The sequence below is a fragment of the Chryseobacterium sp. YIM B08800 genome, assembly GCF_026163565.1.
Classification (GTDB): domain Bacteria; phylum Bacteroidota; class Bacteroidia; order Flavobacteriales; family Weeksellaceae; genus Chryseobacterium.
On record NZ_JAPDKN010000037.1, the window covers coordinates 1 to 24768 of the forward strand.

Genomic DNA, 24768 nt, shown 5'->3' on the forward strand with positions numbered 1-24768 from the left:
GCTGTTTTTAAGCTCGCAAAGGCGTTTGACTTCGTCTAATCTTCGATTTCACTTAGATAAGCACACAAAGATTTTTTTAATATGACAAAAAAGCGGACAATCCTTAATCGAATTTAGAAGTCATAAAAAAGAGCCTTTCAAATGAAAGACTCTTTAGTATATTTAATGTAGTTGATATTACTTTGTAGCAAGTAATTCTTTATCTGATGAAGATTTACCGTGTACTTCTTCTTCTTTTCCTGTTTTAAGGAAATCGTAAGCAATTGCCGACGCAACAAAGATGGATGAATAAGCACCAAAACCGATACCGATTAACAATGCAAACATAAATCCTCTCAAGTTGTCTCCACCAAAGATAAAGATGGCAAGAATTACAAGTAAAGTGGTAAATGTTGTGTTGAATGTTCTACCTAAAGTACTAGAAATTGCATCATCAAACAATCCTGATAAAGTAAGCGCTTTCTTCTCTCTCAAGTATTCTCTAATTCTATCGAAGATAATTACGGTATCGTTGATTGAGTAACCCAATACTGTAAGAATTGCCGCAATGAAATCCTGGTTAACCTCCATATTGAAAGGCATAACCGAATGGAATAAAGAGAACGCACCCAAGATAATGATCGCATCATGTAATAGTGCCGCAACAGCACCCAATGAAAACTGCCATTTTCTAAATCTCACCAAAATATAGATGAAAATACCTGCCAAAGCAGCAACAACTGCAAGAGTACCGTGTGTCTGAATATCATCAGCAACAGAAGGTCCTACTTTTTCAGAAGAGATAATTCCTGCGTGATCTGTATCTGCAGATTTAAATTCTTCTAAGGTCATGTTTGCAGGAAGGCTTGGTTTTAAACCTTCAAATAATTTCTGCTCAATAGTCTGGTCAGCTTTCAATGATTCGTCATTGATCAGGTAATCTGTAGAGATTTTAAGCTGATTGTTGTTACCAAAAGTTTTAGCTTCCACAGAAGAGTTTTTACCATCCTGAGTTGAGAAAACTTTAATTAAACCATTTTCAACATCTTCTGCATTTACTTCTTTATCAAATCTTACAACGTAGTTTCTACCTCCTGTAAAATCGATACCAAATTTAAATCCGTTAACGAAAATTGATCCTAAAGAGATTACCGTTAAAATTGCAGAAAGAATATATGAGTATTTTCTTTTTCCAATAAAATCGATCCAAGTATTTCTGAATAAGTTTTTCGTTGGAGGAGTCCAAACTGAAAGACTTTTACCTTTATTTAATCTATGGAAGATCATTACTCTTGAAAGTAAGATTGATGTAAACAATGTCATTACAGCACCAATCAATAACGTCAATGCAAATCCTTTGATAGGACCTGTTCCGAAGAAGAACAATACTACCGCCGTAAGAATCATCGTTAAGTGACCGTCAATAATTGCATTCAATGCATGTTTGAAACCATCTTTGTATGCTTCAAGAATGTTTTTACCTGCAAATAATTCTTCTTTCGTTCTTTCGTAAATAATTACGTTGGTATCTACCGCCATCGCCATTGAAAGTACAATACCCGCAATACCAGGAAGCGTTAAAGTAAAGTCTCCGGAATCCATAATTCCGAAAATGTAGAATAAGTTGATGATCATTGCAATTACCGCATAAACTCCCGCTAAACCGTAGTAGAAAATGATGTATGCAATAATGATTAAGAATGCGATAGAGAATGACATTACTCCCGCATCAATAGACTCCTGTCCTAAAGATGGACCTACTTGTGTAGCCTGTACTACTTTTGCACCTGCAGGTAATTTACCCGCTCCTAAAACGTCTACCAATTCTTTAGCTTCTTCCTGAGAGAAGTTACCAGAGATTTGAGTTCTACCGTTAGGAATTGCACCCTGTACATTTGGCGCAGTATAAACTCTGTTATCTAAAGTTACAGCAACTGGTTTTCCTACGTTTTTCTCAGTAAGCGTTTTCCAATCTTTAGCACCTTTAGAATCCATTTGCATATCTACCACTACTCTGCTCAATTCATCGTAACCGATGTTTGCAGTTTCTACAGCACCGTCTACCGGAGCTTTTTGGTTGATATTACCTCTTACAGCATATAGAACCAAGCTTTTTTCATCTGTAGATTCTGGTTTGTAACCCCACATAAACTGGGTATATTTAATATTTGCAGGACGTAAAGACTGCGCAATTTTACTGTTTAAGATCTTGTTTACTTTTGCAGTATCTGTCAGTTTCACACTTCCTACAGAGCTCATGCTTCCAGATTTCCCTCCTTGCATTAAGTTTAAGAAGTTAACATTTTTAGCAACTCCCATAGAGTCACCTTTTGCAGCAACTGTAGCTGTTAAAGTCTGAAAATATGGTGCAACTTCAGGAAACTGCTGTACTTCCCAAAACTGAAGTTTTGCAGAAGTCTGAAGCATTTTCTTCACCTTATCGATATCTTTCATACCCGGCATTTCTACAGAGATTCTTGCCGTTCCCGGAACTCTCTGTACGTTTGGCTGGATAGCTCCCAATTTATCAATTCTAGTTCTGATTACTTCAAAAGCTGTACCTACAGAAAGATCAATTCTTTTCTTAACGATGCTTTTTACCTGCTCATCAGTGGTGTTAAATTTAATCTCAGAAAGATTAGTATTTCCGAAGATTTCAGGATCTGCAAGTTTAAGGTTTGCACCTTTTGCTTTGTTTACGGCATCAAACTCAACAAAGAAATTGTCGATATAAGATTTAGTAGAGTTTTTCTGAGCTTCGTCTGTTCTGTTTAGAGCCTCAATAAGAATAGGATTGGTAGAATAATTTGTTAAATCATTCACCAAATCTCTCTGATTGATTTCCAAAAGAACATTGATCCCCCCTTTCAGGTCAAGACCTAGCTTCATTTCTTTGTCTTTTGCCTTAGCATAAGAAAGTTCTGTAAACCCAAGATTTAAAGTTTCATCCTTTAATCTCTGGATTTCTTTCTCGTTTCCGTTCGCAGCTTCGATTTGCGATTCAATTTTGCTGGCGTACCAGGTTGGTAATAGCTCATTTAAGCAAATTAACCCTAGTACAATAGCAACAATTGTAATAAGTCCTTTTCCTTGCATTTTGTTATAACTACGTTAAATTAAGTCGGCAAATATAATGATTTTATTGATATTTTATGAACTTTTGATAACAGAAATGGTTTATTTTCAGATATATCGGCAATCTTATTTTAATGATATTTTATTACTTATTTTATTAAATATTAAAAACAGGTAATGGTACGGAATTTTCATTTCAAACTTACAACACCTTAAATTTCAAAATATTATGAAAAAACTATTACTTTTAATACCATTATTCTCTTCCTTAACGGCACAATCTCAAGGTTTTGTTCTGGAAGAATTCGCAACCGGGCTTACAAGTCCCGTAGAAATTACCAACGCAAACGACAGCCGTCTTTTCGTAGTACAACAGAATGGAATCATTAAGATTATACAACCAAACGGAACCGTGAATGCTACAGACTTTCTCAATATAAGCAGTAAAGTTACCTTCAATGGAGAAAGAGGACTTTTAGGTTTGGCTTTTCATCCGCAGTATTTAACTAATGGATATTTTTTTGTATATTATAACAACACAGCCGGAAACATTATCGTAGCAAGATATTCTGTGGATACAGCAAATCCGAATACCGCCGATCCGAATTCTGAAAAAATTATTTTAAATATTCCAAAACCTTTTGCCAATCATAATGGCGGAAGCATCCATTTTGCTCCTGACGGAAATTTGTGGGTTGTAACAGGCGACGGCGGAAGTAGCGGTGACCCCAATAATAATGCTCAAAACAAAAATTCATTGTTAGGAAAGCTTTTAAGAATTGATATTAATTCTACAGGAGCCTACAACATCCCTTCTGGAAATCCTTTTATTGGCGTTGATGGTTCAGATGAAATTTGGTCTTACGGTTTAAGAAATGCGTGGAAGTATTCTTTTGACTTAACCAGCGGAAACGTAATGATTGCTGATGTAGGACAAGGATTATTTGAAGAAATCAACCGAATGCCAATAACACAGGCTGGAATCAATTATGGATGGAGATGTTATGAAGGAAATAATGATTACAACACAACAAGCTGCGCAGCTTCTTCAACAATGACTTTCCCGGTTGCAGTTTATGATCATTCCGGAAACAAATGTTCGATTACAGGCGGTTATGTTTATCGTGGAACACAAAATCCTTCTTTACAGGGAAAATATTTTTTCGCAGATTACTGTTCTTCGCAAATCGGTACAATGGATTCCAACAATTCAATTTCGTGGACAACACCTTTTACCGAAAATAATTTTTCAACTTTCGGACAAGACAATCTTAACGAGCTTTATGTAGGTGCTGTAAATAATGGTAAAATTTATAAGATCAAAACAACAACTTTGGGAGTTCAGGATGCTACATTCAGCCAAATCAGAGTTTACCCAAATCCCGCATCAGAAAGAATTTTTGTGGATGGATTAAAGGGTAACAACAATATTGCCGAAATTTTTAGTACGGAAGGAAGAAAAGTTTTAGACGAAACAAAATTCGATTCTGAAAACAGCATCAATATCTCAGGAATTCCTGCAGGAGTTTACTACATCAATATTAAATCGGGAGATTTTAAATCTTACAGCCAGAAAATAATTATTAAATAATCTGAACTCCTTTTATCTATATATTTAAACGCAAAGATTGATTTTAATAAAGCATACTTTAAGGAGCAAAGATTGAATCAATAAATTGATTTTATGAAGCGTTCGTTTTATTCAAGCTTCATCAGCGACTTTGTCGCCATCCTTTTGCTCCCTAAAATAATAAATTCAAAAATTAAATCTTTGCATGATAAAAAATTTGCAAATTACTTTTGATAATATTTATTGCAATTAAATGTCATATTAACGCAAAAATTGATATTAATAAAGCATTTTAAGGATTAAAGATGAATCAATGAATTGATTTTATGAAGTGTTCGTTTTATTCAAGCTTCATCAGCGACTTGTTGCTATCCTTTGCTCCTTAAAATAATAAGCTAAAAAATTAAAATCTTTGCGTGATAAAAGATTTCGTTCAACCTAATCAGTAAAAAAGCGACTCATTTCTGAATCGCTTTTCTTATTATATCGTCATTGAAAAAATTCTGGTTTCGGGTTTGTTTCTCAACATTCTGAGATCAAAAACCATGGCTACATTCCTTGTGAAAGCTCTTCCTTTTTCTGTAATTTTTATGTGATTGTGGTTAATTTCAACCAATTCATCACGTTCCATTTCCTGAAGCATATCAAAAGCATTCTCAAGCTCCGGAATGGCGTCTTTATTTTCAAAAGTAGTTTCCAACTGGCACATTAAATTTAGAATATGTCTTCTGATTGATAGATCTTCTTCGTTTAAAACATGTCCTTTCACAACAGGAATTTCACCTTCTTCAACTATTTTCTGATATTCTTCAACGGTTTTTACATTTTGAGCAAAAGCATACCAAGAATCTGAGATAGAACTCATTCCTAAACCAATCATTAGCTGAGTTTTGCTCGAAGAATATCCCATAAAATTACGGTGGATATCTCCTGAGATCATAGATTTATACAGTTCATCTTCTTCAAGAGAAAAATGATCCATCCCGACTTCTCTATATCCTAATTCTTCCAATAATTTTTTGCCATCTTCATACAATCTGCGTTTCTCTTCACCGCTTGGCAAATCGTTTTCATCAAAACCTCTTTGCCCTACTCCTTTTATCCATGGAACATGAGCGTAAGAATAATAAGCAAGACGGTCTGGTTTTAGCTCTAAAGTTTTATGAATAGTAAGAGCCATACTTTCCCAGTTAGAATGCGGTAAACCATACACCAAATCGTGAGAAATACTTGTATAACCAATTTCTCTGGCCCATTCTGTAACATTTTTCACGTTTTCGAAAGGCTGGATTCTGTTAATGGCTTTCTGAACTTTCAAATCATAATCCTGCACTCCAAAACTTGCTCTTCTAAATCCTAGATCGAATAAAGTCTGAAGATGCTCTCTTGTGGTATTATTGGGGTGACCTTCAAAAGAAAATTCAGGATGTTCTGCAATTTCAACCGTATCAAAAATTCCCTGCAATAAGGTTTTTAGATTTTCTGGAGAAAAAAATGTAGGTGTTCCACCGCCTAAATGAAGTTCTTTTAATTTCGGCTTTTCATTAAATAATTGAAGATAAAGCATCCATTCTTTTAAAACACTTTCAAGATAAGGAATCTCTACACTGTGCTGTTTTGTAATACGCTTATGGCATGCACAAAAAGTACACAATGCCTCACAAAAAGGAAGATGAATGTATATTGAAATTCCTTCTGTAGAATTACTTTCATTGAAAGATCTTATCACACTTGATTTCCATTTTTCCGGAGAAAAAGTAGATTCGTCCCAATAAGGAACAGTGGGATAAGACGTGTAACGCGGACCTGGAATATTATATTTATCGATTAACGAATTCATTTGATACTTTATATTTTTTCTAAACTCATGAAATTGGTGAATTTCATTCTGCAAAATTAACCAATACTTCTGAATTAGAGATCATGAATTATATTAGTCTTTCTTTTCGAAATTTATAATGAGTCTAAATACCTCGTCTGCAAAATTCTTTCCTAAATCGATGTAACCTGCACTGTCATAATGCCATGGATCGTTTCCGTAATTGTACTTTTGGGTAGAACGAACAATCGCTGCGTTTTTATCATCTCTTACAAATTTCTCCTGAGCATACTGTACCAACTCTCCCATCGGCCAAACTTTTCCTTTTTCATTTTTCCCCGAATCTGAAATTTTTCCAATCACAACCGGTAGATCATCGGTGTGTAAAGCAGCCCGCATCTGATTCATCAAAGTTTTCAGATGAGCGTAATAATTATTGGCAATTTCTTCGTTGTAGCTTGCGTCTCCTTCACCTTGCATCCACAATATCCCAGACATTTGTAATTCGTCTGCTTTTCCGTTTCCGTCAATATCTTTTTCATTTAAAGCGTTTTTTACGGTGCTCAGAAAATAGTCATATTGATTCAGTCCGTTTTTTCCGTGATAATCTGAATCCCAACAACCGAAACTTCCTGTCGCAAGACTGTCTATGGAAGTACCTTCTCTCGCATATTTGATTAACGCAATTTTATCATTCGGGAAAAGTTCTTTCATTCTTTTAGCGAAAGTCATTTCCAAACCAAATCGGTCTGAAAGTATATTGGTTTTTCCGTCTGTTTTAAAACCGGTTCCGTTTCCTGCTTTCAAAACATCCCACTTTCCTATTCCACCATTTTTTTCTCCGTCAGGAACAGAATTCCCCTGGAAAACATAAACGTCTTTAATGGTTTTCAAATCATTTGGAAGATCTTTATTATATCCGAAACCATTCATATTCGACTGACCCGCCAAAACGAAGACTCTTATTTTTTGAGCAGAAAAAAAGGTTGGAATTAATAAAAAGAAAAATATTTTTAAATTTTTCATTAGAAAATTTTGATCAAAGGTAATTTTAAGAAATTTCAAATCTGCTGTAATCGAAAAGATATGCTCTATCTAAAGCATTTAAAATTTTAATTTCATCAATGAGATCTTATCTTTCCCGGCAAAAACAACGGTATTTCCATCTACCCATTTGCAAACGTAAAATCCTTTTTCATCGGAAATTTTTTTCCACGTTTTTCCAAAATCTGAAGAATAACTGATGTGTTGATCACCTACAGAAATCATTTCTTTGCCTTTTGAATTAGGTTTTATTTTCACACAAGTTGTGTATCCTGCATTTTTTCCTGATGCTTGAATTTGCCAGGTTTTTCCGCCGTCATTTGTGGTTGCAATATTATTGACATTAGCTTCCTGTTTTGTATAATCTCCACCAACTGCAACTCCGAAATTCTGGTTGGCAAAATCAATAGAATACATTCCCTGAGCCGATTCTCCCTGAATGAAAGGTGTTTTATAAACGTTTGATTTTAAGGTAGTATAATCTATCTTAATAATTCTTGAGCTTTTCCCACCTGTTGCAATCCAAATATTAGTTCCCTGATGAGCAATGTTGGTGTTGCTTGCTGCAAAAGCAGCTTCACCTTCGTTAAGTTTTATACTGTTAAAGCCTTCTCTTTTGGTGAGTGTATTAAAATCTAAAACTGCATTCATTTTTGTCATAATAAAAGACAATTTTAAATTCAAATCTTTTGCTGGATCACTGAAAGTAACCGCATGCTCGTCATTTACAAAAATAAATGCATCATAAAATGCAGTTTTCAAGGTATCTGTATAAATATTTATAACCGAAAGATCTTTTTTATCTATTCTAAAAAAATGAGCAGGACTTTCAATATTAATGGCATAAAAAGCATCTTTATTTTGCGCCAAAGTTCTAAACTGTAATTTCTTTTCAGACAGTTTAATCTGTTTTTGAGTTTTATTATTTTTTAAATCAACAAAACCAAATTTAGAATCTGTTCCGCTGTACCAAACTTTATTATCGTACAATTCGATGGCTCTGATGCTTATTTTATCATTTAAAATAGTTTCAAAACTTTCGATTTTTTGAGAGAACATCAATAAACCTGACGCAGAAAATAGTAAAGTGAAAATCTTTTTCATAATAACAAAAATAAAAAATCCGCAGAAATTAAACTGCGGATTGTAAAGTATCTATTTAAAATTTATTTTTCGATAAATTCATCGTAACCACCTTGGTTCAGAACACTGTTTCGTTTACCGTACATGAAGTAAATCAATAGTCCTAAAGCCAACCAGCCAATTGCCATGTAAATTGCAGTTGCTTCAAGATTAATGATCAAGTAAATATTGATTAAAATCCCTAAAGATGCTACTACAGGAAGCATTGGTGTTTTGAAACCTCTTTTTAATTCCGGCTTTTTAACTCTTAATAACCAAACTGCAAAACAAACCATTGTAAATGCAAATAAAGTCCCGAAACTACACATATGTACCAAAGTACTGATCGGTGTAAGTGCTGCAACAGTAGCCACAATTAAACCTAAAAGGATTGTATTTTTATAAGGAGTTTTTCTTACGGGGTGAATTTCTTTGAACATTCCCGGAAGAAGACCGTCTTTTGCCATTCCCAAGAAAATTCTAGACTGTCCCAACATCATTACCAACAATACAGAAATTAATCCGATGGTTGCAGCAACGGTAATCAAAATTACAGCCCAATCCATTCCTGTCGCTTTTTCAAAAGCAATTGCAACCGGAGCAGTAAGAGCATCAGGAATAGTTCCGAAATCTTTATAATTCATCATTCCTGTTAATACAAGAGACATTAAAATATATAATGCGGTACAAACCAATAAAGAAGTAATAATTGCAAAAGGAATATCTTTTCTAGGATTTTTAGCTTCCGCAGCCTGAGTAGAAACTGCATCAAAACCGATATAAGCAAAGAATACAGCAGCTGCACCGGCAATAATACCATTGAAACCATAAGCTGGTCCCATTTTTCCATCAGATTGAATAATCATTTTTTCGTCAGGAATAAATGGTGAAAGATTATCCATATTGATAAACAAAGCTCCAACAACGATCACAAAAACTACAACTGAAGTTTTTAAAATCACAATCATGTTGTTTGCACCTGCAGCTTCTTTAGTACCCTTTACCAAGATCGCAGTAACAATCAAAACAATAATAAATGCAGGTAAATTAAACGCAAAACTAGGTTCTGTTAAACCATGTGCTACTGCATATTGTTTTGCCGTAGCAAAATCATTCGTGAGATAGTAAGGAAGTTCTACATTAATGATTTTCAAAAATTTATTAAAATATCCGGACCACGAAACCGCCACCGTCATAGAACCCATTGCGTACTCCAATACCAATCCCCAACCGATAAGCCAGGCAAAAACTTCACCTACTGTTCCGTATGCATACGCATAAGCAGAACCTTCAACAGGCAATAACGCTGCAAACTCTGCATAACAGAGTGCCGCAAATATACAGGCAATCCCTGCAACAACGAATGATAAAGCTAAAGCAGGACCCGCATGATAGTAAGCTCCGGTACCTGTAAGTACAAAAATTCCACCTCCGATAATTGCACCGATACCAATGGCTGTAAGGCTCCATTTACCAAGAACCCTCTTAAGCTCACTCTTTTTCATATCGGCCTCATAGGCTCCTAATGGTTTTGTTTTCCAAATATTTGACATATTGTTTTCTTTGTTTTAAAGATTTACGAAAATATAAAAAATTTAGAGACCTTAACATTTATTGACAAAATTTCGTCAATTTATTTTAATTCCAGACTATATAAAACTGATTTACACCTATTTTAATGTATTTTAAAATGCAATGTTTTTTGCTTATTTTTGAACCCATGAATATCTATGATCTCTTCATAAAACCTTACGAAACATACACTAATCTGCAAATTTTCCTTGAAGGTTTTGCCACTGTTCTAGGAATTATGAGCGTCTTTTTTTCGATTAAAAAAAATATTTGGGTTTATCCTACAGGAATTGTTTCTACCATCATCTATGTTTACCTTCTTTTTATCGCAGGTTTACTGGGAGATTGTATGATTAATGTCTATTATTCTGTGATGAGTGTTTATGGATGGATTTTATGGAACAAAAATTCTGAAGATCAAATTCACGTAGATGTTTCGTGGGCAAAAAAGAAAGAATGGATGATGGCAGCAATACTTTTCATCCTGAGTATTTTTTTAGTGATGATCATTTATTACTACAAACCTTACATTGATAATCATTTTTCTACAGACAATATAGAGTTTGGTTTTTATCATCTCGATTGGGCAAATTGGCTGGATGTTTTTACAACTTCAGTATTTTTGGTCGGAATGTGGTTGATGGCGAAAAGGCGCATTGAGAGTTGGTTTTTCTGGATTTTGGGAGATCTTATTTCTATCCCGATGTATATTTATAAAGGATACGGAATAACTTCGGTTCAATATTTGGTATTTACCATAATGGCGATCTTAGGATATGTCAGCTGGAAGAAAAGTTTTAAAGAAAAAAATACAGAACAATTATGAAAAATATATTAAAAATAACAGCGGGTCTTCTACTCGGTTTCAGTTTAACTTCATGTGCCGTTTATAGTGACAATTACGGTGCTTACGGAGATCCTTATTATGATAACGGGTATTATTATGCTCCTTCAGGATATTATGGTTCAGGTGGTTATTATGGTAACGACGGATATTATTACAGAAACGATATGAGATATTATTACGATAACGGAGTACCTTACTATTACGGAAATAACAGAAATAAAATCTACATACAACGTAATTCTGGAGCTGTAGGAAACGTCACAGGAACTCAGAGACCTAATAATGGAGTTGGTAACGGAAATAATTCTTACCGATACAACAACAATCAGAGAACTTATAATAATCCGCCAAGAAATAATTCCAATAATGGTGTGAGAAATCAAAGTAACTCAGGTTTCCGTAATCAAACTCAGGGAAACAGTGGCGTAAGAAATCAGCCACAGCCTTCACAAAACAGTAGCGGAAATTACAGAAACAATACGCAGACAACGCCTCAGAACAATAATAATTCTGATAACAATCCTCAAAGAAGCGGGTCAAGAAGATAATCATTCTAAATAATGAAACGGACAGCAATCGCTGTTCGTTTTTTGTTTTAATTATACTAATTTTGCAGGTTGATTTTAGACAAAAAAACTATGAAATTTTATAAATATCAGGGAACAGGAAACGACTTTGTAATGATAGATAATCGCTCAGGAGAGTGGGATAACCTTTCAATTACCAATATTCAAAAACTTTGCGACCGCCGCTTTGGAATTGGCGCAGACGGATTGATCAAGATAAACACGGCAGAAGGTGTAGATTTTGAAGTTGATTACTACAATTCTGATGGTTCCAAAAGTTTCTGTGGAAACGGAGCGCGTTGTTCGGTAGCTTTTGCTCACTTTCTTTCGATTTTTAAAAATAACAAAACTGTATTTACTGCCATCGACGGACTTCACGAAGCCGAGATCAACGGAAATATTGTAAAACTAAAAATGGGTGATGTTACAGAAATCACCAACGACGGAGAAGATTCTGTTTTAGATACAGGTTCACCTCATTATATTAAATATGTAGAAGACATTGCCAATTTCAACGTTTTTGCAGAAGGAAACAGCATCAGAAATTCTGAAAATTATAAAGAAAAAGGCATCAATGTCAATTTTGTTGAAAATATTTCTGATGATGAGATTTTCGTAAGAACCTATGAACGAGGCGTTGAGGATGAAACTTACAGTTGTGGAACAGGAGTTACAGCTTCTGCTTTAACTTTTCTAAAAAAAGGCAATCTAACCTCCATAAAAGTTAAAACGTTGGGCGGTGACCTTAAAGTTTATGCTGAAAAAGATGGAGAAGCATTCCGTCAGATTTGGCTTGAAGGTCCAGCTAAACAAGTTTTCGAAGGAAAAGTAGATCTTCTTTAAAAACATAAAAACTTTTAATCTATTTAATCATAATGAAAAAAGCTATTCTCATTATCGTACTCCTTATTCTTGCAGCAGCAGGATTTTTTGGTTTAAAATTCTACAGTAAATATTACGGAAACAACGTTTCAAAAGACGGATATGTTTTGATACCACATGGTGCGAAGTTTAATCAGATCTTAGATTCTATCAGTCCGTATGTTGATAATAAAGAATCATTTGTTGAGGTTGCAAAAGATAAAAACATGGACGAATATTTCAAGCCGGGCCGTTATCATTTTGCTAAAGGAGCCAGCAATACAAAATTGGTAAATATGATAAAAGCCGGAAATCAAACTGAAAACTCATTCAGAATTGGAGATTTTGGAGATATTTATCAAATGGTGGGAAAAGTGAGCAAAAAAACAGAGCTGGATTCATTAAAGTTCGTCAGCGATCTTGATAAAATAGCTTCTGAAAAAGGATATAAAAATGCTGAAGATTTAAAAAAATATTTCTTCATCGATACGTATAATTTTTTCTGGACGGTTACTCCAAAAGAATTTTTCAACAAATTTGAAAACCAGTACAACGAATTCTGGACCTCTGAAAGAAAGACTAAAGAACAACAATCTGGTTTAACGAGAGATCAAATTTATGCTTTGGCATCGATTGTCTACAAAGAATCGGGCGGAAAACCTGACGAAATGAAAACCATTGCCGGTTTATATTTAAACAGATATAAAAAAGGAATGAAGCTGCAATCTGATCCAACGGTAATTTATGCCATAAACAAACAGACCAACTTTAAAGAATCTATTAAAAGAGTTTTTTATAAGCACCTTTCTACTCCATCGCCTTACAATACTTATGCTAATGCAGGAATTCCTCCGGGACCGATTTGTGTGGTAGATAAAAATTCTGTGGATGCGGTTTTAAGCCCTGAAAAACACGATTATATTTTCATGTGTGCAGATCCTGAAAGATTCGGATTTCACAAATTTACGGCAAGTGCAGAACAACATGTCATCAATGCAAAAGCATATCAGGATTGGCTGAACTCGAAAAATATTAAATAATAAACATATTTAACTTTATTTTAACAAATTAATAATTAACATTTAGCTCTCAAAGGCGACATATCTATTTAAAAATAATAAACGAATCGTGAAATTGTACTTTTAAAAGCTTTAATAATTTAATAAAATTAAAACCTTTTTATTGCAATTTTATCTAAAGAATACCTTATGAATCAGACGGAAATAATCAGTATTTTCACAAAAAAAACCTTAGGACTTACTTTTGTTTTATCTGCAGCAGCTTTTGCCTTTGCTCAGGATAAAGTAGGAGTTTCAGGAACTGTGGTTGATAAAAGCAACCAACCTGTTGCTTACGCTTCTGTAACTTTTAGTAATAAAGCAAGTAAACTGTTGAGTGATGCTACTCTTACAGACGAAAAAGGAAACTATAAACTAGACCTTACTCCGGGTAACTACGATATTACAGTAGAAGCAATCGATTACAAGAAAAGCGTTATTAATAAACAAATTACTACCGCCGGAAGTATTGGTGCGCTTTCTATAGAACCAGAAGCAACAAGTACCAATCTAAAAACTCAGGATATTCAGGGAGTTGTAATCACAGCTGCTGTAAAACCTTATAAAGTTGAGCTTGATAAAAGAACTTACGATCCTTCACAAGATATTGTAAGTAAAGGAGGAAACCTTCAGGATGTTTTATCAAATGTACCATCAGTTTCTGTAGATACAGACGGAACGGTTTCGATGAGAGGGAGCTCAAACGTTCGTTTTTTAATTAACGGAAAACCTTCTGCCCTACTTGGGATTGATGACGGAGCCAATGCATTACAAAGTATTCCTGCTGATCAGATTGAGAGAATTGAAGTAATTACCAACCCTTCTTCAAAGTTTGAAGCAAGCGGAACTGCAGGTATTTTAAATATTATTTTAAAGAAATCAAAAAAGACAGGTTTCAACGGTAGTGTTACCGGAACTTTAGGATATTTACCGCAAACCAATTTAAATACGAATTTAAGCTGGAGAAAAGGTAATCTTACCTGGTTTCTAAACGGTGGCGGTGGTTACCGTGAATCTAAAAATACGAATAGAAACAACGCAACTTTCTTTAACGCTGCTAACGGCGGAAGAACTCAAACTGATCAGGAATCTATTTCTAAAAACAAAAACAATAATTATAATGTTTCTTCAGGTTTAGTTTACGATCTTTCAGATAAAACATCGGTTAACGCATCCGGAACAATAAGAACTTTTGAAAGTGATAACTTAGGAAATATTACTTACGATTATCGCTTTTTAAATGCTCCAGGCTTGTTTACAGAGAGAATCAATACAGGATCTAATAATAACTTAGCTTTTCAGGGAGATTTTGGTTTAGATCATAAGTTTGATGATAAGGGACAAAACATTTCATTGTCATTAAGTTTACAAAGCAACAGATCTTATAACGATACCGACGTTAATCAGATTACAAACAATGTTTTTGAGCTTCAGAACAGCATTAGCCAAAATACAAGAAACAAAACTTTGGTAGGTAAAGCTGATTATGAACTTCCAATAGGAGAAAACTCAAGAATTGAAGCTGGTTATAGATTAGACATCAATAATAACAATTATGACAATGATGTTTTAGAGCGTTACTCTCCTTTTGCCGATTTCCATTATTTAGACAACTTTACGTACAATGCTAACTACAAAGAAATGTTTAATGCAGGATATGTACAGTTTAAAAGTAAAATCGGAAAATTAGGTTATCAGGTTGGTGTAAGAAACGAATATTCTAATGTTGATATTCAGTATTCAAACTTAAATTCAAGTTCACAAAATATTGATAATAAGAAGAGCTATAATAATCTTTTCCCAACTGTATTCTTAAGCTACGAAATTGCAAAAGACAATCAATTTTTAGTAAATTACTCAAGAAGAATCGACAGACCAAGATCTTGGTTTTTAATTCCTAATCCGAGCTATACAGATAACCAGAACATCTTTGAAGGTAATATAGACTTGAATCCTTCTTATGTAGATTCTTATGAATTTGGTTACAGTATTTCGAAAGGTAAATTTACAATCAACCCTACTTTGTATTTAAGACATCAAAAAGATGATGTAAAAATGCTGGTTTATTCTGATGATGGAGTTTTTAAAACAAAACCAATCAATTTAGGTACAGATGACCGTTATGGTTTAGATTTAAATTTCAACTGGGATGCTACAAAATGGTTAAAATTCTTAGGAAACGTAGATTTATTCGGATATAATACAAAAGGAATTTATAACGGTCGTGAACTTGCAGGTAAAGCGCCAATGTCTTTTGAAGGATCTGGTTTCTCTACAAGAGCCAGATTGACATCAACCGTTAAGCTTGATAAAACATTCAGTTTCCAATTACAAGGTTTCTACAGAGGTGCTCAAAAAACGACAAACCAAGACAGAAACGATATGTATGCTTTAAATTTTGGAGCATCAAAAACAATCTGGAAAGGCGACGGAACAATATCATTCAACATTCAGGATATTTTTAACACCCGTGCAATGAGAAGTACAACCAATACTGCCGATTTTTCAAGAGAATCTTATATGCAGTGGCAGCCAAGACAGTTTGCGGTATCTTTAACTTACAGATTTAAGCAAGGTGAAAAGATTGAGCAGCCGAAGAAAAAGAAAGATGTAAACTCTAATGCTACAGGTGACGACCAACAAGGTGGACCAATGTAATATCATTTTACAATCAATTATAAAAAAATCCCGAAAAAATAATTTTTCGGGATTTTTTTTATGATTTTAATTTTTGCATTTCAGCTTCGTAGATTCTTTTCCTTAAATCACTTGAAGAAAAACGGTGATCTCTTTTGTTATAAAAAATCTCAATGCCCTTTTCTTCACAATATTGCTTCCCTGTGAAATCACGATCCAGATAATCGTCTCCGATAATCCTTACATCAATTACAAAAGATTTTAAAATATCTTCTAAATCTTGCTCTGTATAATAAGGAATAATTTCATCAACAGCATTCACCGCTTTCAGCTGAATATATCGCTCAACAATCGTTTGAGTGGGTTTATTCTTTGTAGGACGGTCATGTGAAGGATCAATCTGTAGACCAACAATCAGATAATCACAGACTGTTTTGGCTTCTTCCAACATTTTGATGTGACCAGCATGCAGAAGATCAAATGAGGAAAATGTAATACCTATTCTTTCAGTTTTCATATTTTTAGTGTCTAATTTTAGTTAAAATTAATTTTTTCTTGATTCTAAATATTTCTGCCATTCCCAAACCGTTTTCAAAGCCTCTTCCAAAGAAGTTTCAGATTTCCAGTTGAGTTCTCTTTCAGCTTTATCAGCATTGGCATAAGCGATTGTAATGTCACCTTCTCTCCTATCGCAGATTTGATAAGGTACAGCAACTTCATTTGCAGATTCAAAAGCTTGTACAACTTCCAAAACCGATGAACCTTTTCCTGTTCCCAAATTGTAAACATCAATTACAGTTTCTTCAGAATTTTTGTCCATCAAACTTTTCAAAGCTGCAACATGCGCTTTAGCCAAATCTACCACATAAATATAATCCCGAATCGGTGTTCCGTCTTCTGTGGGATAATCATTTCCCCAGATACTCAATTTTTCACGAATACCGGCTGCAGTCTGCATCACATAAGGAACAAGATTATTAGGAACTCCAATCGGTAACTCCCCAAGCAAAGCAGAAGGATGCGCTCCAATCGGATTAAAATATCTCAGTAAGCCAATTTTACTTTTATAAGATTTAGCAAAATCTTTTAAAATTTCCTCACCCATTTGCTTTGTCTTTCCGTAAACGCTTTCAGGCATTTTTAGCGGAGTATTTTCATCAATTGGCATTTCATCAGCCTGTCCGTAAACCGTGCAGGATGAACTGAAAATAAAGTTAGAAATATTTCTAGCTTTAAATTCCTGCAAAATATTAATTAAAGAAAATAAATTATTTTCATAATAATCGATTGGTTTTTCCTGACTTTCACCAACTGCTTTAAAAGCTGCAAAATTAATGCAACCCTCAATCTCATGAGCATCAAAAACCTGATTAAGAAGTTCTTTTCTTTTCAGGTCAAAAGGATAAAATATAGGTCGCTTCCCTGTAATCTCCTCAATATTATGTAAAATAAATTTTTCCGAATTGGATAGATCATCAACGATGATTACTTCAAAGTTGTTATTGATGAGTTCTACAACTGTGTGAGAACCGATATATCCAAGTCCGCCTGTGACCAGTATTGCCATTTTTTTGTAATTATTACTTTGTCAAAGTTGAAAATCTTTGACAAAGTTTATATTAAAACTTAAATCTTCATTTTGATGACTCTTAATAAAATTTTGGCGATCATCAAATAATTCTAGAACTTTATCTCTTTCTATACTTGTTTCAAATTCCGATATTATTGCTAAATACGACGAAAACTTATACTCTTGAAAACTATGTGGATTTTGATGAATGTAAATAATCAAATTTCTAAGATAATCTTCAGAATCAACAAGGATTCTTTTAAAAGGTGATTCAAAAACCGGACCTGATCTTTGATAAACTTTATTAAATGATTGTGTATAGCTATTAATAAATTTACTTAACATTTTGCTATAAAAACATCCTTCTGAATGCAATCCACTTTCTTTAAAGTTTGCAGAAAAATCAATTTCAGATTTAGTTTTTAAAATAAAATGAAAATGGTTCGGCATCAAACAATAAGCATAGATTTCAAAATAAGGAACAATATAAATTTTAGCTTTTTGAAGGAAAAATTTAAAATTTTCATTATTCAAAAAAGCCAACTTAGAGTTTATACCACGATTAAATATATGGTAAAATCTATCTGGTTCTAGATGGCTTTCTCTTATTTTCATCTTCGTATCTCTAAACTTTGTCAAAGATTTTCAACTTTGACAAAGTATTATCCCATAAACTCCAAAACAGCATCCGTAATATACTTCAACTGCTCTTCATCCAATTCTGTATGCATTGGAAGAGAAATTACCTGATCCAAAAGCTTGTCTGTGTTTACAAAATCAGCATCATTACTTTCCTGGTAATAGGCTTTTTGTTTTCTTAATGCAACAGGATAATAAATCATAGCCGGAATTTCCTTTTCAGTAAGGAACTTTTGTAATTCGTTACGTTTTCCGTTTAAAATTCTCAAAGTGTATTGATGAAAAACGTGAGTTGAATTTTCAGACCTTTTTGGAGTAAGAATGTTTTCATTTCCTGCAAAAGCTTCGTCATAATAATCTGCAGCTTTTCTTCTTGCATCGTTGTAAGAATCAAGATTCGGAAGTTTTTTTCTTAAAATTGCAGCCTGAATACTGTCTAATCTTGAGTTCACTCCTACCTCATCATGATAATATCTTTCATACATTCCATGGTTTACAATTCCTCTTAAACGGTGAGCAAGCTCATCATTATTTGTAAAAATCGCTCCACCATCGCCGTAACAACCTAAATTTTTAGATGGAAAAAAAGAAGTCGTTCCAACGGTAGACATTGTTCCTGCATGTCTCACTTCTCCACTAGAAAAAGTATATTGAGAACCGATTGCCTGTGCATTGTCTTCAATCACAAATAAATTATGTTCTTCAGCAATTTTTAAAATCTCCTCCATATTAGCACACTGTCCGAAAATATGAACCGGAATAATTGCCTTTGTTTTAGGAGTAATTGCTTTTTTAATCGCTTCTGTAGAGATGGTAAAAGTATCGTAATCTACATCTACCAATACAGATTTTAGTTTTAATAAATGAATAACTTCAACGGTAGCTGCAAAAGTAAAATCAGCGGTGATTACCTCGTCACCTTCCTGTAAATCTAAGCTCATTAAAGCAATCTGCAAAGCATCAGTACCGTTGGCGCAAGGAATTACGTGTTTTACATCCAGATAAGTTTCCATTTCGTTTTGGAAAGATTTTACTTCTGGTCCGTTAATAAAAGCAGCAGAATCCATTACATTTAAAACCGCATTGTCTACATCATTTTTTATTTTGTAATACTGACTTTGCAAGTCAACCATCTGTATCTTTTTCATATAAATTTTATTTTTTTAAGTTTTCTTCCATTGCTTTTAGGTTTTAGATTTTATTTTTTCCCAATAAAGCAATTTCTTAAACGAATATTTTCGTAAAAATAAGGATTTTAAAGTGCTATCAAAAATTTTATTGATTTTGTTTTATCTTTATACAAAATTATTCGATGAAAAAACTTTTACTCTTTTGTTTTTTAGCAGGTTATTCTACAACATTTGCTCAGACTGAGCTTGTTTTTGTTTATTTTACCAATAAGCCCAATAAAGCTACATTTTATGCCAATCCGCTTTCTGAGTTGAGTCAAAAATCGCTCAACAGACGTACTGCATTGGGAATTGCATTAAATGATCAGGACGCTCCCATCGAGCAATCTTATATTCAAAATTTACAAAATTTAGGATTTATCATTACCGATTATTCAAAATGGCTGAATGGTGTTGCCGTAAATGCCAATCAGGCGCAGGTTAATTTAATTAAAACACAACCTTTTGTACAGTCGGTAGAAAGTTTTGCTAAAAATTCTTCTTTAGTTTTAAAAACTCAAAACACCAATAAATGGTCGGATTTTGAATCAACTCAGAAAAACCAGACCATTTTCGATTATGGTTCAGGATCTGAACAGATTGATCAAATCAATTTAAGACCACTCCATCTTGCAGGATTTACAGGAACCGGAGTAACAATTGCCGTTATTGATACCGGATTTCCCACTGTAAATACAGGTTCGGCATTTTCCAGATTATGGACCAATAACAAAATAAAAGGCGGTTACGATTTTGTTTCTAAAAGTACAGACATCTATAATACTTCTCTCAATAATCACGGGACTGTAGTTTTAGGAGCAATTGGCGGTTACATCTCAGATACTTTTGTGGGTTCTGCTCCCGATGCAGATTTTTATCTTTACCGAAGTGAAAATTCGACCGTTGAGGTTCCAGAAGAAGAATTATACTGGATTGAAGCCGCAGAAGAAGCAGATAGAAAAGGTGTCGATATTATCACAACTTCTTTAGGATACAATAATTTTGATGATCCGAAATACAGCTACACTTACAACGATATGAACGGAACAAAATCTTTCATTGGTAGAGCCAGTGAAATTGCTGTAAACAAAGGAATTTTTGTTTTAATCGCAGCCGGAAATTCTGGTGAAGTTCCTTGGCATTATATCACAACTCCGGCAGACAATGTTAAGGTCTTCAGCATTGGTTCGGTAGATTCTGCAGGAAATGCGTCTGCATTTTCGTCTTACGGTCCCAATTCTTTAGGAATGATAAAACCCGATGCAAGTACAAGAGGAACTTCATCTGCAACAGTAGATAATAACACAATGATTTCAGTTTCGGGAACTTCTATTGCAACACCAATTGCTGCAGGTGGAGTTGCATGTTTAATTCAGGCTTTTCCGGGAATGAACAGAGATTTGATGAGAACAAATTTAAGACAGACTGCCTCATTATTTCCTGCGCACAACGATCAAATGGGATACGGAATTCTTAATTTTGGAAGTTTTTATAACTCCACACTAAACACTTCAGAACTCGTTAAAAAGAATACGATCGCAATCTTCCCAAATCCCGTAAAAAATATTTTGAATATTGCGACCGAAGCACAAATTATTTCAACTGAAGTTTACGATAATCTGGGAAGAATGATTTTAAAATCTGCTCAAAAATCCATCAAAGTAGAGGATTTTGCAAAAGGAACATATTATTTAAAAATCCAGACTAAGGATAAAATATATTATGAAAAATTTTTGAAACAATAATCAGATTATTGTTTCAAAAATTCTAAAATATCCTGATTAAGCTGATCTGAATTTTCAAAAGGGATCATGTGAGTGGCATCTTTATAGATTTTCAGTTCTGAGTTGGGTATTTGTTTAGCCAAAAACTCGGTGTGAGCTTGCGTGATAACATCTTTTTCACCAGCAATCACCAATACCTTATTCTGAATTTTATTTAACTGTTTTTCACTGATATTCGGTTCTTTCAACATCAGTTTCAAGAGTCTTCTTTCATTCAGTTTTTCAGGATTATTTTGAAGCTGTAAAACTTTATATTTAATATTAAAATTATTGAGTAATTCCTGGTCAACACCATCAGGAAAAGCGTTTGCACCTATGGTGACCAATCTATTTAAATTTTGAGGGTATTTTAAAGCAAATTCCAATCCTGTATTTCCGCCATCACTCCACCCTGCAATATTGATTTTTTGCAATCCCAAATGATCCGCTAAAGCTTTTACATCATCTGCGAAAGTTTTATAATTAAGATCGTTTTTAGTTTTATCAATGCTTTTTCCCTGTGCTCTTGTATCCATCACAATCACTTTGTATTGCTTTGAAAGCACTGGAATCTGTTGGTAAAAATCTTTTATGCTTCCTGAATTTCCGTGAAGTAGAAACAGAGGCTCACCTTCCCCGTAAACTTCATAATATAGATCTGCATTTTTAAGATTCAACACTTTTCCCACATCCAAATTTTTTCCGTACACACTTTCTTCAGAAGCGATCTGATAAGTGCTTACATCCGGAAAAAGATAAGCAACACCAGCATCGTCAATTTCTTCCTGCTGATTTTCGTTTTTAGCATTTTTATCCACTTTTACATCAATATTTATTGCAGGAGCAGCAATGGTCATTTTCTTCCATTCGTCATAAAATTTTCTTATATATCCTGTTCTGAAAAGTGCAGCACTGATATTTAGTCTGCCTTCAAATTCTTTTAAAAACTGAATTCCCACAAAAAACTTACCCTGAACCCAAATATTTTTGTCATTCACATCCAAAGTAAAAGTTCCGTCAACAATTTTATCTTTTGTTAATTCAACGGTGATTTCTTCATCCAAAATACTTTCGTTCGGCAAACCATTTTTTTCATTATAAATCGTATACCGCATAATCACAGGTCGATCTGCCGTAATACTTGCAATATTCAGGTTGATATTTTTAATTTTAGATTTTTTACTCGCTTTAAATTCTAATGCAGTCTCTCCTAAAAAATCTTCTTTTCGGAATGCCGGATTTACCGAATACATCACACTTTTAGTCTTCGTATTCACTCCCCAATTTTTATCTACTAATTTTTTAGTTTTTAAAACAACTTCCTGAATGTTTTTTACTTTTTCTTTCAGATAGATTTTCTGTTGAGTTTGCTTCACAAAATTGGCAACAGTTTCAGTAAAAGGTTCGTATCCAGCAACTTCAATTTTAATTTTGTTGGAGGTATTTGCTTTAGAAAGATCGATTGTAAAATTTCCGTTTTCATCGGTAATGACACCAATATTTTCTTTATCTACACCAATTTTCGCATAAGGAATTGATTGATTTTCATTTTTAGAAATAACAGTTCCCGATATGGTTTGTGAATAATAAACACCTGCGGTAAAAAGAAATAATGTAAAGTTGAGCTTTTTCATGATTATAATTTTGAAGCAAAAATCTCAAATCCGCCTATCAATCACTCACAAGATCTTATTAAATTTGAACTCTATTTAGTTAAAAATAATATAAATAATCACGTTAAAGTGAACGAAATTCTTAATTTATTTAAAAGGCTTTCTCTGAATCCACTCTACTTTTGGATTTAATGATGTGAAAATCTTTTTCATAAAAGGATTGATGGTTTTGTTGTTATGTTTAATTAAACCAAAAATTTCTACAGGTTCAGCACCAATTGTAGATTTTATTTCGAGCGCTGTTCTGCCGAAAACAATACGTTTAAACTGATTTGAAATTCCAAATTCGGTCATATCAAAAAGCATATTCAGGTAGATCTGTTTTTCTTTCTGAATCTCTTTATCGTATCCTAAAAAATACGTATCAATATCGTTGTTATTAAGAATTAAAGTATAAAAGCCAATCAGTTTTTCATTAAAAAAATATCCGAAGACTTTGAAATTCTCTTTCAGATTTTGTTTCATACTTTCAAAATGTTTTTCTGTGAGAAAAAAGGTATTGAAAGGAGCGTTCTCTGCAACATTCTGATACAGAATATTCATTTCATTCTGATGCTTTTTAATCGGCTGAATATCCAACTCCAATTTTTGAATTCCATCAATCTTTTTCTTTGCAGATTTCAGTCTTGCCCGGTATTTTTTAGATAGATCATTGCTATAATCTTCAAAACAATTCCATTCCGGTTTTACATTTAAAATCATATTGGGTTGTACTGAAAACCTGTAAAATGATTTAAATTTTTCGTCTTCAAAGTTTTTCAAAAATGATTTCTGATAATCTTTATAAATAACCAATGATGTTTTTCCTAATATTGCTTGAACTTTTTGTGAAGCTTCATTCAGCAAAAGAATCGCTTTTTCAGTGGAAATTTTTGAAGTATCAAAATAAAAACCGTTTTGCCCAGTCAACATATTATTTCCCAAGATCATTACGTCTTTACTCAACTGTCTAGCTAAAAAATTTCTTATGCTACACAAGACTTCGCCTTTCTGAAAGCTTTTATGCTCAATAAAACTTAGATATTGATATAAAGCGCCGCCAATTAAATTTTCATCAGAAAAGAAACCGACAAAACAATATTTCATATTCATCGGTTTTGATTCTTCCAAAACACGAAAATATTCTTCAGACAACATGATATTTTGCTGTCCGATTACGATATTCCAATTACTTGGAAGTTCTGCGGTTGAATTAAAGATTGTAAAAGTATAAGACATAAAAAAAGGCCACAAATGTAGCCTTAAAATTTATATTTAAAATTATTTTTGAGTCACCCAGTTGAATCCGTCCATTGCGTACCATCCACAAATAATTCCGCCCATTAAAGTAATGGTAATCGTCCAAAATCCGGTGTTGATAAAAACATATTTCCAAGATTTTCTTTCAAACATTGCATTGATCGCAATTAAAGGAAAAACAAAGAAAATTCCCGTCATAAAAGAATGTAATGCACCGTGACCAAATGAGCGATATGCTTTACCGTAATCATTCATAAAAGCAGAGTAAGAGGGTTTTGCTAAAGTTTCGTCACCGCCAATCATTCCCAAAGCTCCAAACTGATGAATCGTTACAAACTGAAGAAACATCCCAATCAAAAAAGATAAAATGATCGACAAAATAAAGACGACGCCCATATTTGCGCCTTTCATTTTCTCTTCAGTTAATCCGCATTCTCTCATCCAGGCCTTCCCGAAAAGTTTAGGATTATACCAAATAAATCCCATCACCAAAGGAATCAATGAGGCAAGAAGTATTGCCAGAAAGTTAATTTGTATCATAGTTTTTAGATATAGTTTAGTTTCT

The 24768-nt window shown here is 33.6% G+C and carries 19 protein-coding genes; 7 read left to right on the plus strand and 12 right to left on the minus strand.

The features are described 5' to 3' along the window. Window positions 1-177: 177 nt before the first annotated feature. Window positions 178-3075, minus strand: coding sequence for a protein translocase subunit SecD (gene secD, locus OEW74_RS14210; protein ID WP_265429105.1), 2898 nt, complete (start codon window positions 3073-3075; stop codon window positions 178-180). A 208-nt stretch (window positions 3076-3283) separates the two neighbouring features. On the opposite strand from secD, the gene OEW74_RS14215 reads away from it, so the two are divergent. Then, window positions 3284-4645: a PQQ-dependent sugar dehydrogenase gene (locus tag OEW74_RS14215; protein WP_265429106.1), complete on the plus strand. Its 1362-nt coding sequence runs from the start codon at window positions 3284-3286 to the stop codon at window positions 4643-4645. 460 nt (window positions 4646-5105) lie between these two features. On the opposite strand, the gene hemN is transcribed toward OEW74_RS14215, so the two are convergent. The 4 genes from hemN to OEW74_RS14235 form a co-directional block, all read right to left on the minus strand. After that, a complete protein-coding gene (gene hemN / locus OEW74_RS14220; protein ID WP_265429107.1) occupies window positions 5106-6464 on the minus strand; it encodes an oxygen-independent coproporphyrinogen III oxidase in 1359 nt (452 codons plus the stop codon). Between the two features lie 93 nt (window positions 6465-6557). Then, window positions 6558-7469, minus strand: coding sequence for a sialate O-acetylesterase (locus tag OEW74_RS14225; RefSeq protein WP_265429108.1), 912 nt, complete (start codon window positions 7467-7469; stop codon window positions 6558-6560). Between the two features lie 78 nt (window positions 7470-7547). After that, window positions 7548-8591 carry a WD40/YVTN/BNR-like repeat-containing protein gene (locus OEW74_RS14230; RefSeq protein ID WP_265429109.1) on the minus strand — a complete coding sequence of 348 codons (1044 nt, stop codon included), beginning with the start codon at window positions 8589-8591 and terminating at the stop codon, window positions 7548-7550. 62 nt (window positions 8592-8653) lie between these two features. Next, window positions 8654-10162, minus strand: a complete 1509-nt coding sequence (locus tag OEW74_RS14235; RefSeq protein ID WP_265429110.1) for an APC family permease — start codon at window positions 10160-10162, stop codon at window positions 8654-8656. Between the two features lie 167 nt (window positions 10163-10329). On the opposite strand from OEW74_RS14235, the gene pnuC reads away from it, so the two are divergent. The 5 genes from pnuC (at window position 10330) to OEW74_RS14260 (ending at window position 16171) form a co-directional block, all read left to right on the plus strand. After that, window positions 10330-11007 carry a nicotinamide riboside transporter PnuC gene (gene pnuC, locus OEW74_RS14240; protein ID WP_265429111.1) on the plus strand — a complete coding sequence of 226 codons (678 nt, stop codon included), beginning with the start codon at window positions 10330-10332 and terminating at the stop codon, window positions 11005-11007. Further along, on the plus strand, window positions 11004-11576 hold the full coding sequence (locus tag OEW74_RS14245; protein WP_265429112.1) for a hypothetical protein: 573 nt from the start codon (window positions 11004-11006) through the stop codon (window positions 11574-11576). Before pnuC ends, OEW74_RS14245 begins: the two co-directional genes overlap by 4 nt. A gap of 90 nt (window positions 11577-11666) precedes the next feature. Further along, on the plus strand, window positions 11667-12437 hold the full coding sequence (gene dapF, locus OEW74_RS14250) for a diaminopimelate epimerase (protein WP_265429113.1): 771 nt from the start codon (window positions 11667-11669) through the stop codon (window positions 12435-12437). Window positions 12438-12469: 32 nt separating this feature from the next. Next, window positions 12470-13495 (plus strand): endolytic transglycosylase MltG, encoded by a 1026-nt coding sequence (gene mltG, locus OEW74_RS14255; RefSeq protein WP_265429114.1) that lies wholly within the window; start codon window positions 12470-12472, stop codon window positions 13493-13495. Between the two features lie 168 nt (window positions 13496-13663). Beyond that, window positions 13664-16171 (plus strand): TonB-dependent receptor domain-containing protein, encoded by a 2508-nt coding sequence (locus tag OEW74_RS14260; protein WP_265429115.1) that lies wholly within the window; start codon window positions 13664-13666, stop codon window positions 16169-16171. 58 nt (window positions 16172-16229) lie between these two features. Here the strand turns inward: OEW74_RS14260 and OEW74_RS14265 are convergent, their stop codons facing one another. The 4 genes from OEW74_RS14265 to OEW74_RS14280 are packed head-to-tail and all read right to left on the minus strand — an operon-like array spanning window position 16230 to window position 19507. Then, window positions 16230-16667 carry an adenylyltransferase/cytidyltransferase family protein gene (locus OEW74_RS14265; RefSeq protein ID WP_265429116.1) on the minus strand — a complete coding sequence of 146 codons (438 nt, stop codon included), beginning with the start codon at window positions 16665-16667 and terminating at the stop codon, window positions 16230-16232. A 27-nt stretch (window positions 16668-16694) separates the two neighbouring features. Beyond that, window positions 16695-17717, minus strand: a complete 1023-nt coding sequence (galE, locus tag OEW74_RS14270; protein ID WP_265429117.1) for a UDP-glucose 4-epimerase GalE — start codon at window positions 17715-17717, stop codon at window positions 16695-16697. Window positions 17718-17738: 21 nt separating this feature from the next. Beyond that, entirely contained in the window at window positions 17739-18335 is a 597-nt protein-coding gene (locus OEW74_RS14275; RefSeq protein ID WP_265429118.1) for a hypothetical protein, read from the minus strand. Between the two features lie 47 nt (window positions 18336-18382). Next, window positions 18383-19507, minus strand: a complete 1125-nt coding sequence (locus OEW74_RS14280; RefSeq protein WP_265429119.1) for a DegT/DnrJ/EryC1/StrS family aminotransferase — start codon at window positions 19505-19507, stop codon at window positions 18383-18385. Window positions 19508-19671: 164 nt separating this feature from the next. Between OEW74_RS14280 and OEW74_RS14285 the strand changes: the two genes are divergently transcribed. Beyond that, the gene (locus tag OEW74_RS14285; protein WP_265429120.1) at window positions 19672-21273 is read left to right on the plus strand and encodes a S8 family serine peptidase; all 1602 of its coding nucleotides are present in this window, start codon (window positions 19672-19674) and stop codon (window positions 21271-21273) included. Between the two features lie 5 nt (window positions 21274-21278). Here the strand turns inward: OEW74_RS14285 and OEW74_RS14290 are convergent, their stop codons facing one another. The 3 genes from OEW74_RS14290 to OEW74_RS14300 all read right to left on the minus strand — a co-directional run bounded on the left by OEW74_RS14290 (window position 21279) and on the right by OEW74_RS14300 (window position 24743). Next, complete coding sequence (locus OEW74_RS14290; RefSeq protein WP_265429121.1) at window positions 21279-22925, minus strand: alpha/beta fold hydrolase; 1647 nt, start codon at window positions 22923-22925, stop codon at window positions 21279-21281. Between the two features lie 126 nt (window positions 22926-23051). After that, a complete protein-coding gene (locus OEW74_RS14295; protein ID WP_265429122.1) occupies window positions 23052-24182 on the minus strand; it encodes an 8-amino-7-oxononanoate synthase in 1131 nt (376 codons plus the stop codon). A gap of 42 nt (window positions 24183-24224) precedes the next feature. After that, window positions 24225-24743, minus strand: a complete 519-nt coding sequence (locus OEW74_RS14300) for a DUF1761 domain-containing protein (protein WP_322645578.1) — start codon at window positions 24741-24743, stop codon at window positions 24225-24227. Window positions 24744-24768: the final 25 nt, after the last annotated feature.